The organism is Bacillus sp. FSL K6-1106, from assembly GCF_038005245.1.
Classification (GTDB): domain Bacteria; phylum Bacillota; class Bacilli; order Bacillales; family Bacillaceae; genus Bacillus; species Bacillus altitudinis.
The window spans coordinates 185,121-201,322 of the sequence record NZ_JBBOSV010000001.1 but is presented as its reverse complement, the minus strand read 5'-3'; the positions used below and the strand labels follow the sequence as shown (position 1 = coordinate 201,322).

At 39.8% G+C, this 16,202-nt stretch carries 18 protein-coding genes; 6 read left to right on the top strand and 12 right to left on the bottom strand.

Annotated features, from left to right (window positions below):
* The first annotated feature begins 7 nt into the window (after positions 1–7).
* The gene (locus tag MHI20_RS01085; RefSeq protein ID WP_340936331.1) at positions 8–238 is read left to right on the top strand and encodes a YlaI family protein; all 231 of its coding nucleotides are present in this window, start codon (positions 8–10) and stop codon (positions 236–238) included.
* A 29-nt stretch (positions 239–267) separates the two neighbouring features.
* Here the strand turns inward: MHI20_RS01085 and MHI20_RS01080 are convergent, their stop codons facing one another.
* The gene (locus MHI20_RS01080; RefSeq protein ID WP_045034298.1) at positions 268–549 is read right to left on the bottom strand and encodes a YlaH-like family protein; all 282 of its coding nucleotides are present in this window, start codon (positions 547–549) and stop codon (positions 268–270) included.
* Between the two features lie 96 nt (positions 550–645).
* On the bottom strand, positions 646–2,484 hold the full coding sequence (typA, locus tag MHI20_RS01075) for a translational GTPase TypA (RefSeq protein WP_012009833.1): 1,839 nt from the start codon (positions 2,482–2,484) through the stop codon (positions 646–648).
* 113 nt (positions 2,485–2,597) lie between these two features.
* Here typA and MHI20_RS01070 point away from each other — a divergent pair, with 113 nt between their 5' ends.
* Together MHI20_RS01070 and MHI20_RS01065 are read left to right on the top strand one after the other, a co-directional pair.
* Positions 2,598–2,777 (top strand): DUF5325 family protein, encoded by a 180-nt coding sequence (locus MHI20_RS01070; protein ID WP_003211596.1) that lies wholly within the window; start codon positions 2,598–2,600, stop codon positions 2,775–2,777.
* Positions 2,778–3,050: 273 nt separating this feature from the next.
* Positions 3,051–3,686, top strand: a complete 636-nt coding sequence (locus tag MHI20_RS01065) for a hypothetical protein (protein WP_340936329.1) — start codon at positions 3,051–3,053, stop codon at positions 3,684–3,686.
* Positions 3,687–3,729: 43 nt separating this feature from the next.
* Here MHI20_RS01065 and MHI20_RS01060 read toward each other — a convergent pair whose 3' ends face one another.
* From MHI20_RS01060 to MHI20_RS01045, 4 genes are all read right to left on the bottom strand, one after another.
* Positions 3,730–4,023: an anti-sigma factor family protein gene (locus tag MHI20_RS01060; RefSeq protein WP_024720289.1), complete on the bottom strand. Its 294-nt coding sequence runs from the start codon at positions 4,021–4,023 to the stop codon at positions 3,730–3,732.
* On the bottom strand, positions 4,020–5,465 hold the full coding sequence (locus tag MHI20_RS19185) for a sigma factor-like helix-turn-helix DNA-binding protein (protein WP_445661732.1): 1,446 nt from the start codon (positions 5,463–5,465) through the stop codon (positions 4,020–4,022). The genes MHI20_RS01060 and MHI20_RS19185 overlap by 4 nt, the downstream gene beginning before the upstream one ends.
* A 111-nt stretch (positions 5,466–5,576) precedes the next feature.
* The gene (locus MHI20_RS01050) at positions 5,577–6,383 is read right to left on the bottom strand and encodes an inositol monophosphatase family protein (RefSeq protein ID WP_100324953.1); all 807 of its coding nucleotides are present in this window, start codon (positions 6,381–6,383) and stop codon (positions 5,577–5,579) included.
* A gap of 133 nt (positions 6,384–6,516) precedes the next feature.
* Positions 6,517–6,705 (bottom strand): hypothetical protein, encoded by a 189-nt coding sequence (locus tag MHI20_RS01045; protein WP_008345085.1) that lies wholly within the window; start codon positions 6,703–6,705, stop codon positions 6,517–6,519.
* 287 nt (positions 6,706–6,992) lie between these two features.
* Between MHI20_RS01045 and MHI20_RS01040 the strand changes: the two genes are divergently transcribed.
* Positions 6,993–7,628, top strand: coding sequence for a DUF1054 domain-containing protein (locus tag MHI20_RS01040; RefSeq protein ID WP_045034227.1), 636 nt, complete (start codon positions 6,993–6,995; stop codon positions 7,626–7,628).
* A 27-nt stretch (positions 7,629–7,655) separates the two neighbouring features.
* Here MHI20_RS01040 and MHI20_RS01035 read toward each other — a convergent pair whose 3' ends face one another.
* A complete protein-coding gene (locus MHI20_RS01035; RefSeq protein ID WP_113766998.1) occupies positions 7,656–7,925 on the bottom strand; it encodes a UPF0223 family protein in 270 nt (89 codons plus the stop codon).
* A gap of 190 nt (positions 7,926–8,115) precedes the next feature.
* Here MHI20_RS01035 and MHI20_RS01030 point away from each other — a divergent pair, with 190 nt between their 5' ends.
* The gene (locus tag MHI20_RS01030; protein ID WP_110487304.1) at positions 8,116–9,588 is read left to right on the top strand and encodes an aminotransferase class I/II-fold pyridoxal phosphate-dependent enzyme; all 1,473 of its coding nucleotides are present in this window, start codon (positions 8,116–8,118) and stop codon (positions 9,586–9,588) included.
* 43 nt (positions 9,589–9,631) lie between these two features.
* Here the strand turns inward: MHI20_RS01030 and MHI20_RS01025 are convergent, their stop codons facing one another.
* Positions 9,632–9,751: a GapA-binding peptide SR1P gene (locus MHI20_RS01025; protein ID WP_003212464.1), complete on the bottom strand. Its 120-nt coding sequence runs from the start codon at positions 9,749–9,751 to the stop codon at positions 9,632–9,634.
* Positions 9,752–10,069: 318 nt separating this feature from the next.
* On the opposite strand from MHI20_RS01025, the gene MHI20_RS01020 reads away from it, so the two are divergent.
* Positions 10,070–10,450, top strand: a complete 381-nt coding sequence (locus MHI20_RS01020; protein WP_223255627.1) for a hypothetical protein — start codon at positions 10,070–10,072, stop codon at positions 10,448–10,450.
* A 326-nt stretch (positions 10,451–10,776) separates the two neighbouring features.
* Here the strand turns inward: MHI20_RS01020 and lpdA are convergent, their stop codons facing one another.
* The 4 genes from lpdA to pdhA all read right to left on the bottom strand — a co-directional run bounded on the left by lpdA (position 10,777) and on the right by pdhA (position 15,742).
* Positions 10,777–12,189 carry a dihydrolipoyl dehydrogenase gene (lpdA, locus tag MHI20_RS01015; protein WP_003211097.1) on the bottom strand — a complete coding sequence of 471 codons (1,413 nt, stop codon included), beginning with the start codon at positions 12,187–12,189 and terminating at the stop codon, positions 10,777–10,779.
* Between the two features lie 4 nt (positions 12,190–12,193).
* Entirely contained in the window at positions 12,194–13,537 is a 1,344-nt protein-coding gene (locus tag MHI20_RS01010; RefSeq protein ID WP_008345100.1) for a dihydrolipoamide acetyltransferase family protein, read from the bottom strand.
* Positions 13,538–13,645: 108 nt separating this feature from the next.
* Positions 13,646–14,623 (bottom strand): pyruvate dehydrogenase complex E1 component subunit beta, encoded by a 978-nt coding sequence (pdhB, locus tag MHI20_RS01005; RefSeq protein WP_007498597.1) that lies wholly within the window; start codon positions 14,621–14,623, stop codon positions 13,646–13,648.
* Positions 14,624–14,626: 3 nt separating this feature from the next.
* Complete coding sequence (gene pdhA / locus MHI20_RS01000; RefSeq protein WP_007498599.1) at positions 14,627–15,742, bottom strand: pyruvate dehydrogenase (acetyl-transferring) E1 component subunit alpha; 1,116 nt, start codon at positions 15,740–15,742, stop codon at positions 14,627–14,629.
* Positions 15,743–16,202: the final 460 nt, after the last annotated feature.

Genomic DNA, 16,202 nt, shown 5'->3' with positions numbered 1-16,202 from the left:
GAAAATGATGAGAGTGAAGTGCTCATTATGTGAAAAACTTGAAACCATTAATAATGATACACTTGTTGCTAAACGGTTAAGAAATCGACCGATTCATACATATATGTGCGATGACTGCCAAGAAAGAATTAAAGTAAAGACAGAGGCACGCATCAAAACTGGCAGATTCTCTCTTTATCAAGATCCTGCGACGAAAGAGAAAAAGAAGAAAAAAGGAAAAAAAGAACAGAAGACATAAAAAAGACCTGACACAAGTTCAGGTCTTTTTTACGTACTTACTGTTCCTTCTTTTTTCGCACGATGCAGCCGTATTTTATAAATAATCAAAATGACAGCTGCCACAACCAGGCCTTCTGCGACTGGCAAGAAGATACCTAGAAATGTGAGAAACGTGCAGCCAAAAATCAAAAACAAATAAATGACAAGTGCTTTTAAAATCGGTAAACGTCTAGCAAATCCGAGTTTAAAAACAATAATCGCTAAAACAAGGATGGTGCCATATAAGAGCCACATCCCTGTTTGCGGATTTTCATCGACACGAAACAGCATCGCGAAAAAGGATAGATTCTCACTTACTTCCTGATCATTCAAAAAGATTCCCTCCCCTTATCTTTCAGGGTTCTATCTTTTTAATTCTTCATGGAATTAAGATAATCCTGCTAGCTTTTTCTTCTTCGCAGCTTTCTCACGTTCGTTTTTATCTAAAATTTTCTTTCTTAAACGGATCGATTCCGGTGTAACCTCACAGTATTCGTCTTCATTTAAGTACTCAAGAGATTCCTCAAGTGACATAATACGTGGTTTTTTCATACTAACCGTTTGATCTTTTGTCGCTGAACGTACGTTTGTTTGTTGTTTCATACGGCTCACGTTGACAACAAGATCGTTTTCACGGTTATGCTCACCAACAATCATTCCTTGGTATACTTCAACACCCGGCTCAACGAAAATCACACCGCGCTCTTCAACGCCTTGGATTCCGTAAGCAGTTGCTTTACCTGTTTCCATTGAAACAAGTACACCTTGACGGCGTCCGCCAACTTGACCAGACTGCATCGGCTGGTAGCTGTCAAACGTATGGTTCAAAATACCAAAACCACGAGTTAATGAAAGAAATTCAGTTGTATATCCGATTAAACCACGTGATGGCACTGTAAAGATCAGGCGAACTTGACCATTACCATTATTGATCATGTCAATCATTTCACCTTTTCTTGCGCCCATTGATTCCATGATAGAGCCAGTGTGCTCTTCTGGTACATCAATTTGAACGCGCTCAACAGGCTCACATCGAACACCGTCAACTTCTTTTACAATAACTTCTGGCTTCGATACTTGCAGTTCAAATCCTTCACGTCTCATATTCTCAATCAGAATGGATAAGTGAAGCTCACCGCGTCCTGATACGACCCAAGCATCAGGTGAATCCGTTGGATCTACACGAAGACTTACGTCTGTTTGAAGCTGCTGTTCTAAACGCTCTTCAATTTTACGTGACGTCACGTATTTTCCTTCACGACCTGCAAATGGGCTGTTGTTCACAACAAATGTCATTTGAAGTGTCGGCTCATCAATACGCAGGATCGGCAAAGCCTCTTGGTGTTCTACCGGGCAGACTGTTTCTCCTACGTTGATGTCTTCCATACCAGATACTGCAACAAGATCTCCAGCTTTCGCTTCATTGATTTCCACTCGTTTTAACCCTTGGAAACCAAAAATCTTCGTCACGCGGAATTGTTTTACACTGCCATCCACTTTCATTAGAGCAACTTGCTGTCCTACTTGCATCGTTCCTCTAAATACACGGCCAATTCCAATTCTTCCAACATAATCATTGTAATCAAGTAGCGCCACTTGGAATTGAAGCGGCTCTTCATGGTTGTCGACTGGGCATGGGATATGGTTGACAATCGCTTCAAACAACGATTCCATGTTTTCATCTTGCTTACTAGCATCGTTACTTGCTGTACCATTGATTGCTGATGCATATACAACTGGGAATTCAAGCTGTTCTTCTGTTGCATCCAATTCAATGAACAAGTCAATGACTTCATCGACTACTTCAGCTGGACGAGCAAAATCACGGTCAATTTTATTGACAACAACAATTGGTGTTAAGTTTTGCTCAAGTGCTTTTTTTAGCACGAATCGTGTTTGAGGCATACAACCTTCATATGCATCCACAACGAGAAGTACACCATCTACCATTTTCATGATACGCTCAACTTCACCACCGAAATCGGCGTGTCCTGGTGTATCTAAAATATTAATGCGTGTATCTTTATAATGGATCGCAGTATTTTTAGCTAAGATCGTAATACCGCGCTCTCGCTCTAAATCATTTGAATCCATGGCTCTCTCAGCGATATTTTCATTCGCACGGAAAGTACCAGCTTGATGGAGCAATTGGTCAACAAGCGTCGTTTTACCATGGTCAACGTGGGCAATAATTGCGATGTTGCGAAGGTCTTTTCGAAGTTTCACATTTTCATCTCCTAAAATAATTAGATAACTTTCATATTATATCACAATCCCCTTTAAATGCCGATCGTTTTTCTGTAAACTTATATTAACTCTAAAAAAAGGGATGGAGACAAATGAAACAAATCAAATGGCTTCTATTATTATGTGCATTACTTGCGGTTGTCAGTATGGCGTTTATTGGGGTAACTCTTGCAGAAAAAAACGTGCTGGGTATTTGTCTAAGTATTGTGTTCGCCATGATTTTCATGGGTACAGGATTTACATTAAAACGAAAATTAAACGTACAATCATAAAATTTATGAAAAGCCTTTTACATTTTACATGTAGAAGGCTTTTATTTTAGGTAAAAACAAGACCAACCACCTATGTAATCCTAATGATTCAACTAAAAAATTCATATAGTGTTGGCAAATCTAAGCAATCTGAACTCTTCCATTTTTCGACAAGAACTTTTATAGTTCTCCAAAATCAAACACAAAGTTACATTTTTCCTATTCTTCCACAAAGTTTCTCATGGTATGCTGTTCTTGCAACAAAATTTAACAGAAAAGGGAGAGAAAAGAAGCATGAAGAAGTTTTTGAGCAAATCGCTCAGCTCTGTTGTATTTTTCGCTTTAGCTATCATTTTTACTTTCACAACAGTAGCTCCTGGGCAAGCAAGTGCTGCAACTTTCAAAGGGATTCCTTTTGAGCAGCAACAAATTATTAAAGAATTATTGGAGAAAAACGAGCGTGTCATCAACATTCTCATCAATTCATTTGTTGAGGAAGACAACAACTACACATTTGATGTGAAAAAAGCTGTTGAGCTCGGTTTGACTGAAGAAGAAGCGGCGACTGCTGAGAAATTCTTAGATCGCGCAGCTGTTCTTACAATCGTTTTCAGTGAAAGCATCTCTAAAAACGAAAAAGGGAAATTGGTTTTTGATGCAGCGAAAGCTGTTGAACTTGGTCTTACTAAAGAAGAAGCAACTAAATTCGAAAAGCTTTTCAAATCAGTGATCAGAATTGCTGATCTTGCTGGTGATGCACTTGTTCTAGACAAAAAAGGAAACGTTGTAATTGATTCTAAAATCGCTAAAGGTCTTGGATTCAGCTCTACTGAATTACTTGTTTTCAACCAATTGCTTAAGAAAGTTCCTCAAGAGCAATTAAAAACATTCTATGATGCAGTTCAAATTGCTAAAGAAAAATTGAACTAAGCTCAAAAACCCCCATCCGGTTCATCCAGATGGGGGTTCTTTCTTATATCCAATAGATCAAGAGCATGATGAGATAGACGATACTAAAAACGATACTTGCCCGTAATAACAGTTTTCCATAGTAGCGCTTTTCAAGTTTTCTTTTTTCTTCTTTTTCATCTATGAACGGTATGAAATCTGTTGACTCTGCAATAGAGACTGGTTCTTTCATTTCTTCATATAGATGAAGGCATTTTTTGCATGAACGTAAGTGCTCATTCACTAATTGATTTGTTTCTTCACTCGTGTCCCCTTCTATATAAAGTGGTAATAGTTCTTCAATCAAATAACAGTTCATTTGTTGAACTCCTCACAATGTAGCTTTCGTTTCAGCTCTAATCTTGCTCGATGAAGGGTTGTCTTTACTTTAGATAAAGTCCAATTCAAAATTTCCGCTACTTCTTCATACGATAATTCCTGAATATCTCTTAAAATGAGGACTTCTCGGTAAGAATCCTTCAATTGAAAGATGGCGTTCCCATATTGCGCTTGTCGAAGCGTCTCTTTTTTCCAGGTGGCAAACGCTAAGCTCTCATCTTTATTCTGAGACATTTTTGGCAACAGAAGAACGCTTGTCTCCCCGTCTTCTTTTTCAATCACTACACGGATGCGGTCTAGATCAACGGATCGGCCGCTCCTTTCAAAAAATTCAATGGTTTTTTCCCTATATTCTTTATCGGTCAAATGCTGACCCTTTGCGCGACCATGATAAAAATAGCTGTTTAATTCACCTGTAAACGCAGAAACATTCACTTCATACTGATCGGCTGCAAACACGTAGTTATCAGAGATCGGCTGTTTAATAGTCGTTGAATATAATGTAGTGTCCGCTGGTACAAACTTTGAAGCGAATGCTTTTGCACTTGCTTCAGATAAAGGGCGATATTCTTCTGAGAAAGTATCTGTCAGTTCCGTTTTAGTAAATTGAAACATGATATGTGGAAGATTTAAGATCGGGTTCAGCATCAGCATAAAAAAGACGACAATTCCCCAAGCACCCCACTGTCTCAACTTCACCTTGTTTTGTAGTAACGCACATAACGAATGTAATGTCATAAAGCTTCCTGCGGCCGCTACTAAAATCACAATGGATTTAAACGAAGATTGCAGCTCATGCTTCGAGATAGAAGGATAAAAAATATACAGCAGCGCAGCGAAAATCAGGCCATAGAAAAACAGCAATTCTTTCCACTTCTGATGCCAAAACAAACGAAAGAATAGGTAAAGTACCAAAGCGGCAAAGCCAATCATAAGCACAATGGTCATCAAATTTCTCCATACCAGCTCCGTATCACCGCTGAGAAAGAACTTTTTGCTTTCAACTAACACAATAAATACCGTTTGACATAAAGGCAGAAGTAACACAGATAAATCAAACGCAAAAAACATGCCCCTATTTTTTAAATAAGGAAGAGAAATCACATAAAAAAGTGATGCAAGCAAGACATAACCATAGATGAGAAATTGCATGAAATCTGTCAGCACTTCAAATGTTTCGATCGTATACTGTCTAGCTAGCACTTGGTGGATCATCTCAAGTGTCATACGCCCTAGCAGAACTACTCTTAATATGATTCCAGCATAAAATACATAACTACTCTTCTTTTCTTTCCATATGGGAAGTGTAATAAAAAGGACAAATAGTCCAAGCACACACCATTGAATCATGTGGATACTGTACTCATTTAAAATAAAAAACCTTTCAAAATGGAGGGATAAATCACTAAACAAATCAAACATCGCTACACAATCCTTTACTTCAAATTAAGGCCTCGTTCGTATAGACATTTGACTTGTCAAAAAGTTTCATCAAATACAAAAAATCACTTCATTCTCATGAAGTGATGTTGTTTATTTTTTATTTCCGCTTCCTTTTATGTAATCATGCAAGATTTTTTCACAGATGGATCGATTTCCAGCAACAATGCTATTTTTCTCTAGAAATGTCAAGCGTTCGCCGTGAATATTCGAGTAAACAGCGCCTACTTCATCAAGTAACACACATCCAGCCGCATAATCCCAAGGCGCTAACCTTAACGTGACATATGCGTCGCTTCTTCCGCTTGCAATATAAGCTAGTTCAAGTGCAGCTGACCCAATCGTTCGTGTTCCTCTCACATCGCGTACGAGACGGGCAAACGGCTTAGCGTCAAAATGGGGGCTTTCAATCGCCCATGTTGGGTTAATGCCGACAATGGCTTTTTCAATGGCAACATCTTTTAAAGGCGGGAGTAAGGTATCGTTCATATACGCCCCTTCTCCTTTGACTGCATGATAGAGCTCGTCATGGATGACGTCATAAATAAGGCCGATTTTCCCCACACCATGTTCAAATATCCCAATTGAAATGGCAAAATTTCGTTTTTGATGGATAAAGTTCATGGTGCCATCAATTGGATCAATGATCCATACTATCCCGTCTAGAGAGGTCACTTCTTCCCCTTGGCCCTCTTCTCCTAAAATATGATGATCTGAAAATGTCGACTGTATCTTTTCAATAAAGAAACGTTCTGTTTCTTTATCGATGTTTGTGACAAGATCATTTGGATTTGATTTTGTTTCAATTGATAGACCTTCCTGCATGGATGCTTTAATGCGGCTACCCGCTTCTTTTACCCAAAGCTTTGCAAGTCGGTCAATTTCCACCCAGTTTGTCATCGGACTGTAAACCTCTTTTCTATGTAGTACCTATTTGTATTAGCATACTGATATTATGTACGTAAAAGCAAGAAAAAAGCAGCTTCATACAAAAACGAACCGATGAATTGGTTCGTTTTTACCTCACCTTGTTTTACCCTTGAAGCTGCTCCCATTCTTTTCTTAGGCGCTCAAGCTTTCGTTTGCTGCGTTCTACCTGGATATCATCTTTTTGCTCGATGGCTTCATGAAGCGTAGAAAGCTCATAATCAACCTCTAATCTCCACACAGCGATGCGATTCTTCTTCTCTTGTCTATACCCATGCTTCACGATTTGCTTCACTGGTCAACGCCCCTTCCAGAGAATGATTCATTCCTTGTCAGTTTTCATTGATAAAAAATACAATCGATAAGAGAAATGGTTCTTGCTTATATCGTATGAAGCGATCGCATAACCGCAACGACATTCTGAAAATTGTGTTTTTACCTATTTGTTATGTACCACAAAATCGAAGTTTTTAAACGCCGAACCAAGATCCCTGCTATCTTTCTCTTTAAAGTGCATCTTTTTTTGAGCTTGACCCAAGCTATGATAAAATATGATCAGCGAAAAGATACAGGAGGCATAACATGAGTGAAATGCGTTTTAGAGATGAAGATTTTGAAACATTCACAGTAGACGGTTTAGATGAACGTATGACCGTATTAAAAGAGAGAGTCCGTCCAAAGCTTGAAGCACTTGGTGAACATTTTGCACCGCTTCTTTCTTCTATTACAGGTGACGAAATGTTTGTCCACGTGGCAAAACATGCAAGAAGATCAGTCAACCCGCCAAATGACACTTGGGTGGCTTTCGCTAACAGTAAGCGTGGGTATAAAAAGCTCCCTCATTTTCAAATTGGGCTTTGGAAAACTCATGTATTTGTATGGTTTGCGCTCATTTATGAATCTCCAGTGAAAGGTGAATATGGGCAACTATTCGAAAAAGAGCTGGACACGATCCAAAAGAAAATACCTCAAGACTTTGTTTGGTCTAAGGATCATATGAAACCGGACGTCCTCCGCCACAGCGAACTTGATGCTGAACAGCTGAGAACACTATTTGAACGTGTTCAAACAGTCAAAAAGGCCGAACTCCTTTGCGGCATCCAGCTTCCTAGAGAAGAAGTTATTCAAATGAATAATGAAGAATTCTTATCAAAAATTGAAGATGCCTTCCGCACAGTAACTTATCTATACCGCTTTACACAAAAAGAATCTGTATAAAAAAACGAGCCAATATTGGCTCGTTTTTTACATCCGTATCATAGCTGTTTCTTCAGCCTCTATTGCACTTTTTACTGTGCGATAAGGGGAATACCCACTTCCCTTTTCAAACGCCGCACAATGCGTCTTTTCTTCTGCTTTTGATGGTACAACTTCTTTAAATCGTTTATAAGCCTCTAGTAACGCTTGTTTCGCAATTCCTGTTTCATAGGCTTTTTCAACGGCTTGAAAAAATGAAATGACCGCCATCTTTTCTTCAGTTGTCCAGTCGACGTCCATTGGATATTGATATTCCATTTACTTGTCCCTCACTTTAATCCACATTTCTTATTTGAACTTTTATTATAGCATCTGTTTGATCAGAATCCGATTGATTTTATGCTTTACATTCCGATCAGTTCATAATATAATTCTTTTGTTTTATGCAATGAAATCTGCTGTTATTGGGATAATAATAGCAGGTATTTCGATGAAGGTGGGAAAGCAATTGTCACAACATGATACACCCTTATACACTGGACTAAAAAAACATGCTTCAACCAATCCAGTCCAATTTCACATTCCAGGCCATAAAAAAGGAGCCGGAATGGATCCTGAATTTAGAGCATTCATTGGAGACAATGCATTAAGCATTGACCTTATTAATATAGAACCTCTTGATGATTTACATTCGCCTCGAGGAATGATCAAAGAAGCACAGGAGCTTGCAGCAGAAGCATTTGGTGCAGACCATACGTTTTTCTCTATACAAGGAACAAGCGGTGCGATCATGACAATGGTGATGACCGTCTGTGGCCCTGGAGACAAAATTATTGTTCCACGTAATGTCCATAAATCGATTATGTCTGCTATTGTATTTTCTGGTGCAGTACCTGTTTTTATTCACCCGGAAATTGACAAAGAGCTTGGCATCTCTCATGGCATCACGCCAGAGTCAGCTAAAAGAGCGCTGACTAAACATCCAGATGCGAAAGGGCTGCTTGTAATTAACCCAACGTATTTTGGCATTTCAGCTGATTTAAAAACCATTGTAGAGATTGCTCATTCATATGACGTACCTGTTCTTGTAGATGAGGCACATGGTGTGCATATTCATTTTCACGATGAGCTTCCATTGTCTGCGATGCAGGCGGGAGCTGATATGGCAGCAACAAGTGTGCATAAACTTGGCGGCTCTCTCACCCAAAGCTCGATTTTAAATATAAAAGAAGGGCTTGTTTCAAAGGATCGAGTACAATCTATTTTAAGCATGCTGACAACTACGTCTACTTCTTATTTGCTTTTAGCCTCCCTGGATGTCGCTAGAAAGCGATTAGCGACTGAAGGAAAGGCACTTGCAGATGAAGCCATTCGATTAGCTGAATCAGCAAGAACTCGTTTAAACGAAATTGAAGGTATTACTTGCATTGGTCAAGAAATTCTCGGTTCACCTTCTACTTACGATTATGACCCAACAAAATTAATCATCTCCATTAAAGACCTTGGACTGAATGGCCATGATGTGGAGAAATGGCTGAGAGAAAGCTACCGAATTGAAGTAGAGCTCTCTGACCTATACAACATTTTATGTATCGTAACGCCTGGCGATTGTGATGAGACGATCGATACGCTTGTAACGGCTATGGAGGAAATTGCGGCCACCTCTGCACGTCAAGGCGGCAAACAAGCCGTGACAGAAGTGTTATTGCCTGAGATCCCTTCGCTTGCGATGACGCCGCGTGACGCTTTTTACGCAACAACGGAAGTCATTCCATTTAAAGAAGCGGCTGGCCGGATCATTGCAGAATTTGTCATGGTTTATCCGCCTGGTATTCCTATTTTTATACCAGGAGAAATCATCACAGAAGAAAATATCTCCTATATCTTTAAAAATATCGAAATCGGTCTTCCTGTTCAAGGACCTGAAGATTCCACACTAGATATGATTCGTGTCATTAAAGAACAAAAAGCCATTTTATAAAAAAGAAACATGCAGCCCCAATTGGGGCTGCATGCTTTTTTATTTATTCAGAGGCTTCATCACAGCAATGACAGTGACCACATGTTCCATAAAGTGTTGTCACTTTTTCATTTTCAAATTGATCAATGGTTTCATTGCAATCTTGACAAATAATTGTACCCACTTGTACATTCCCCTTTTCTTTACTCAAAGTTTGAAAGCGTTTAATCTATTTCATATCTCTATAATATGATGTCACATTTAAGTTGTCAACGGTTAATTGTATGACACATTTAATCATTTTTTATAAAAATATGCTTTTTTCTCATCATATTGAGGAAACGTTTCAAATGTATTTTGCTTCATATCAATTCTGTAACAATTGAGTAACAATCGAAAATTGTCAAAAAGGACGTGATACACTAGAGTGACTAACAGGGAACTGGCTCCTAAAAATGTTGGTACAACCCCAAAGGATTTTGAGGTGAATAGATTGAATTTTATGAGGACCCTTCTCATTATATTCCCTATGCTCTTTGTACTTAGTTCATGCTCATTTGCGTATATCATACCGAATCAGACAGACCAGGTCAGTCATATTCAAAAGCCGAGAATTCTCTTTTTTACTGATGCAGAAAATCTTGATAAAGAAAGTCCTTATTATGACGCAGTGCTCGATTTAAAAAATGAATATCCGAAGGAAATGTCCAAGATGATTGTCAAAGAAGATCGTAAAGGCTGGAAAAATGAAGTAGACGAACTGCCGGCTATTTTACTTGTCAATAATGAAAAGGTCATTGTGAAGGTGGAAGGTAATGTCCGAAGTAAAGAGGATATCTTATCACCCATATGCCAAGCATTAGATCGAGTGAATACAAATTAACGGTTCGACTTTGCACTTATATATCCATATGAAAAAAGCCCTCAGCTCATGAGGGTTTTTCGTTTTCAGCGAGGTTTCACATACATAAAAAAACCCTCTCCATGTGGAGAGGGCTTCAGCGTGTAGACAAACCCTCGCATTCTTTGTCAGTCCTGCGTGCTGGTACTCACGAATGTCAAATTCGCTCCGCGCCAGTACTCGTCCTTCCTAGACTTCAAAGGTTTTCTATCACGCTGAAAAGAAGACAAAGGGCTAAAATCAAGTTCATTTTAGCCCTTTGTCAACAATCTGAAACCCTCTCCGTGTGGAGAGGGTTTCAACGTTCATTATTTTACGATATGGATTGGGCTTCCGATTGCTACTTCAGCCGTTTCCATTGTAATTTCACCTAAAGTTGGGTGAGCGTGAATTGTCATTGCGATATCTTCAGCTGTCACACCAGCTTCAATTGCAAGGCTAAGCTCTGAAATCATATCAGAAGCACCAACACCTGCGATTTGTGCACCGATAACTAGACCATCCTCTTTACGAGTGATCATTTTCATGAAGCCATCAGTTGCATCAAGAGAAAGTGCACGTCCGTTCGCTGCGAATGGGAATTTCGCTGCAACGATGTCGATTCCTTCTTCTTTTGCTTCTGCTTCAGTGTATCCAACAGTTGCAAGTTCTGGCTCAGAGAATACAACAGCAGGAATACCAAGGTAATCAATTTCAGCTGGCTCTCCAGCGATTGCTTCAGCAGCAATTTTACCTTCGTAAGAAGCTTTGTGTGCAAGTGGTGGTCCATCAACGATGTCACCAATTGCATAGATGTTTGAAACGCTTGTACGGCATTGTTTGTCAGTTTTGACAACTCCACGGTCTGTCAATTCAACACCAACTTGCTCAAGACCAAGCTCATCTGTGTTTGGACGACGACCAACAGTCACAAGTACGTAGTCAGCATCGACAGTTTTTTCTTCACCTTTTACTTCGAAAGTAACAGTGACACCGTCAGATTTTTCTTCAACGCCTTTTGCAAGAGCGTTTGTGTGAATTTCAACGTTTCCTTTTTTCTTCAGGTTACGTTTCACTAATGAGCTCATTTGCTTTTCAAAACCTGGAAGGATTTCGTCTCCACCTTCAAGGATGACAACTTCTGTTCCAAAGTTCGCATAAGCAGTACCAAGCTCAGTACCGATGTATCCACCACCGATGACAACTAACTTTTTAGGTACTTCTTTAAGCGCTAAAGCACCAGTTGAGTTAATCACGCGGTCTGTGTATTTAAATGTAGGCAATTCGATTGGACGAGATCCAGTTGCAAGAATTGCATTTTTAAATGTATAAGTCTGCGCTGAATTTTCATCCATGACACGTACAGAGTTGCTGTCTACGAAATAAGCTTCACCTTTGACGATGTCTACTTTATTTCCTTTTAGAAGACCTTGAACTCCACCTGTTAATTTGTTTACAACAGAAGCTTTCCACTCTTGAACTTTTGTGAAATCAACTGTTACGTTTTCAGCTTTGATACCCATGTCTTCAGAATGCTTTGCATTCTCGAAACGATGTCCAGCATTGATCAATGCTTTTGAAGGGATACAGCCGACGTTTAGACATACGCCGCCAAGTGTTCCTTTTTCAACGATTGTTACTTTTTGTCCTAGCTGTGCAGCACGAATAGCAGCTACATATCCACCAGGACCTGCACCGATGACAAGAGTATCTGTTTCGATTGGGAAATCTCCTACTACCATGAATTTACGCCTCCATTAAAATTAATTGTGGATCATTCAATAAACGCTTGATGTGGTTAAGGGCATTTTGCGCAGTAGCTCCATCAATCATACGGTGGTCAAAGCTTAGGGAAAGAGCTAAGACTGGAGCTGCAACGATTTCGCCATCACGAACAACCGCTTTTTCAGCGATACGGCCAATACCAAGGATCGCTACTTCTGGGTGATTGATGACTGGAGTAAACCATTGTCCACCAGCAGAACCGATGTTTGTGATTGTGCAAGATGCACCCTTCATTTCAGCTGGAGCCAATTTACCATCACGTGCTTTTGTTGCAAGCTCGTTGATTTCGTTAGATACTTCGAAAATCGCTTTGCGATCTGCATTTTTCACAACTGGAACAAGCAAGCCTTTTTCAGTATCAGCTGCAATTCCGATGTTGTAGTAATGCTTTTGAACAACTTCATCTGTTTTATCATCGATAGAAGTGTTAAGTACTGGGTACTTTTTCAAAGCAGAAGTTAGAGCTTTTACAACGTAAGGCAAGTAAGTTAACTTGATTCCTTGATCAGCTGCAACTTGTTTGAATTGTTTACGATGTGCAACAAGGTTTGTTACATCAACTTCATCCATTAATGTTACGTGAGGAGCTGTGTGCTTAGAGTTCACCATTGCTTTCGCGATCGCTTTGCGGATTCCGCTCATTTTCTCGCGAGTTTCTGGGAATTCTCCTTCTAGAACTGGAGCTGCTGCCGCTTTTGGAGCCGCTTCTTCTTTCGCACTTTCAGCTGCTTGAGGTGCTGCTTCTTGAGTTGCTGCAGAACCGCCATTAAGGAAGCTGTCGATATCTTCTTTTAGCACGCGGCCATTTTTACCAGTACCTGCAACTTTGTAAATTTCAACGCCTTTTTCACGCGCATATTTACGTACAGATGGCATAGCAATAACGCGTTTGTTAGGATCAGCATCTACTTGCTCTTGTGCGCCAGCACCAGTTGCTGCTGCCGCTTCTTCTTGAGCAACTTCTTTCTTTTCAGGCTCGTTACCAGCTTCAGCAGTACCTTGTACTTGAGCTTCAGTTTTCGCTTCGCCTTCTTCTTCGCTGCCTTTAAATTGAAGATTTTCGTAACCAGGTGCATCAAACGTAATGATTGTTTGTCCTACAGTTGCAACTGTTCCCTCTTCAACTTTTAATTCTAATACTTTTCCTTTAACAGGTGAAGGAATTTCTACAACTGCTTTATCATTTTGTACCTCTGCTAAAACGTCATCTTCATTGATTTCGTCGTTTGGTTTTACAAACCACTTAACGATCTCACCTTCGTGGATACCTTCTCCGATGTCCGGAAGTTTAAATTCAAATGCCACTGTTTTTCGCCTCCTAGATTATGTTAAACCCTTGTTCTGTCAACATTACACGGTCATGTAATTGATAAAGGGGAAGAGAAATAAATTCTTTTCCCCTCTGTCATTTAATTAAAATTCAAGAACTTTCTTAGCTGTTTCAAGCACGTCTTTATGGTTTGGAAGCCATACGCTCTCAGCTTGAGAGAAAGCAAATACAGTATCAGGTGCAGCTACACGAAGTACTGGTGCTTCTAGGCTAAGAATTGCTCTATCATTGATTTCAGCTACTACGTTTGCTGCAATACCAGCTTGTTTTTGTGCTTCTTGAACAACGATCGCACGGCCTGTTTTTTCAACAGAAGCGATGATTGTTTCAATATCAAGCGGGCTCACTGTACGAAGGTCAACGACCTCAGCAGAAACGCCTTCTTTTTCAAGTTCTTCAGCAGCTTTAAGTGATTCGTGAACCATTGCACCGTAAGTGATGATTGAAAGGTCAGAACCTTCACGTTTCACGTCAGCTTTACCGATTTCAATTGTGTACTCTTCTTCAGGAACTTCCTGACGGAAAGAACGATAAAGTTTCATATGCTCAAGGAATACAACCGGATCGTTGTCACGGATTGCAGAAATTAATAGTCCTTTTGCATCGTAAGGTGTTGAAGGAATAACAACCTTGATACCAGGCTGTTGTGCAATAAGACCTTCTAAGCTGTCAGCGTGAAGCTCAGGTGTGTGAACTCCTCCGCCAAATGGAGAACGGATTGTCACTGGAGAATGCCAGCGTCCACCAGAACGGTAACGCATACGAGCCATTTGTCCAGAAACAGAATCTAATACTTCGTAAACGAATCCGAAGAATTGAATTTCCATTACTGGGCGGAATTCTTGTAGTCCAAGGCCAATTGCAAGACCGCCAATACCAGATTCAGCAAGTGGAGTATCGAATACACGATCCTCACCAAACTCTTTTTGCAATCCTTCAGTCGCACGGAATACGCCGCCGTTTTTACCAACGTCTTCTCCGAAAACAAGAACGTTTTCGTCATTTTTCAGTTCTGTGCGTAACGCATCAGTGATCGCTTGAATCAATGTCATTTGCGCCATGGCTTACTTCGACTCCTTCTGTTTGTAGATTTCAAGCTGTTCAACCAAGTTAAATGGTTTCACATCGTACATGTTTTCAATCAAATCAGTGACTTTCTGCTTAGGCTGTTCGTCAGCTTCTTTGATTGCTTGTTTGATTTGTTCTTTTGCATCTTCGATAACTTTATTCTCTTCTTCTTCAGACCAAAGGCCTTTGTTTTCCAAGAATTTGCGGTAGCGTACCAATGGATCTTTTTGCTCCCACTCATTTTCATCTTCTTTTGTACGATATCTTGTTGGATCGTCACCAGCCATTGTATGTGGGCCGTAACGGAATGTAAGAGTTTCAATTAATGTTGGACCTTCACCATTTACAGCACGCTCACGAGCTTCAGCAGTCGCTGCATATACAGCTAATGCATCCATACCGTCAACTTGTACGCCTACGATACCAGCTGCAGCTGCTTTTTGTGCAATCGTTTGTGCAGCAGATTGCTTTTCAACAGGTGTAGAGATCGCATATCTGTTGTTTTGGACAACAAAAATCGCTGGCGCTTTGTAAGCCCCTGCAAAGTTAATACCTTCGTAGAAATCACCTTGTGAAGCTCCACCATCACCAGTGTAAGTGATTGCAACAGCATTTTTACCGCGCTTTTTCAAACCAAGAGCTACACCAGCAGCTTGAATGATTTGTGCACCGATAATAATTTGCGGAGAAAGTGCATTCACATCTTCAGGCATTTGGTTTCCAACAAAGTGTCCACGAGAGAACAAGAATGCTTTTGTTAGTGGAAGACCATGCCAGATTAATTGTGGTACATCACGATATCCTGGAAGAATGAAATCTTCTTTCTCAAGTGCAAAGTGAGTTGCAAGCTGAGAAGCTTCTTGTCCAGCTGTTGGCGCATAGAAGCCAAGACGTCCTTGACGGTTCAATGAAATTGAACGTTGATCTAATACACGTGTAAACACCATACGGCGCATTAATTCTTTTAATTGGTCATCTGAAAGATCTGGCATTGCCGCTTCGTTTACGACTTCGCCTTTTTCGTTTAAAATTTGGAACGTTTCAAACTGCTTTTTGATGGCATCGAATTGCTTTTTGCTATCAACAATTGCTTTTTTTGTTTTTGCAGCCATTCTAAAGTCACCTCTTCCTTTCTTTTAACAGTCAATTTGTCGTGAATCCATTTATACATACAGATATAGGATAACCCAAAATGCTCATATGACTCCTGTATATAATAGCCACAAAGATCATTGTCGAAACATTGGATGATCGCTTGCTTTTGAGTTTTTCTAACTGTATTAACGATAGTTCACAAAAAACTAATACAACTTCTGTTAACAAGGAATAGTTTACAACAAGAAAAATAGTCCGTCAATTGATTTAACGGCTTTATTTAAATAAATGTATTCGCTTTACTTTTTATGGTGACCTGTATCAATCTGTTTAATCAACAGCACAAACTGTACTAGTATAGAGTGGATCACTGTACTACAATAGCACATGTTTGTTTTTGTCGAAAAATAAAAAAAGAGCTATTTTCAGCTCTTTTGAACTTGATGGACAAAGGGCCAAAATGAACTTCATTTTAAC

Coding starts and splice junctions, on each gene's coding strand:
- MHI20_RS01085 (WP_340936331.1), top strand. CDS start 8: ATGAGAGTGAAGTGCTCATTATGTGAAAAACTTGAAACCATTAATAAT.
- MHI20_RS01080 (WP_045034298.1), bottom strand. CDS start 549: ATGCTGTTTCGTGTCGATGAAAATCCGCAAACAGGGATGTGGCTCTTA.
- MHI20_RS01070 (WP_003211596.1), top strand. CDS start 2,598: ATGAAACAAATCAAATGGCTTCTATTATTATGTGCATTACTTGCGGTT.
- MHI20_RS01065 (WP_340936329.1), top strand. CDS start 3,051: ATGAAGAAGTTTTTGAGCAAATCGCTCAGCTCTGTTGTATTTTTCGCT.
- MHI20_RS01060 (WP_024720289.1), bottom strand. CDS start 4,023: ATGAACTGTTATTTGATTGAAGAACTATTACCACTTTATATAGAAGGG.
- MHI20_RS19185 (WP_445661732.1), bottom strand. CDS start 5,465: ATGTTTGATTTGTTTAGTGATTTATCCCTCCATTTTGAAAGGTTTTTT.
- MHI20_RS01050 (WP_100324953.1), bottom strand. CDS start 6,383: ATGACAAACTGGGTGGAAATTGACCGACTTGCAAAGCTTTGGGTAAAA.
- MHI20_RS01040 (WP_045034227.1), top strand. CDS start 6,993: ATGAGTGAAATGCGTTTTAGAGATGAAGATTTTGAAACATTCACAGTA.
- MHI20_RS01035 (WP_113766998.1), bottom strand. CDS start 7,925: ATGGAATATCAATATCCAATGGACGTCGACTGGACAACTGAAGAAAAG.
- MHI20_RS01020 (WP_223255627.1), top strand. CDS start 10,070: ATGAGGACCCTTCTCATTATATTCCCTATGCTCTTTGTACTTAGTTCA.
- lpdA (WP_003211097.1), bottom strand. CDS start 12,189: ATGGTAGTAGGAGATTTCCCAATCGAAACAGATACTCTTGTCATCGGT.
- pdhB (WP_007498597.1), bottom strand. CDS start 14,623: ATGGCGCAAATGACATTGATTCAAGCGATCACTGATGCGTTACGCACA.
- pdhA (WP_007498599.1), bottom strand. CDS start 15,742: ATGGCTGCAAAAACAAAAAAAGCAATTGTTGATAGCAAAAAGCAATTC.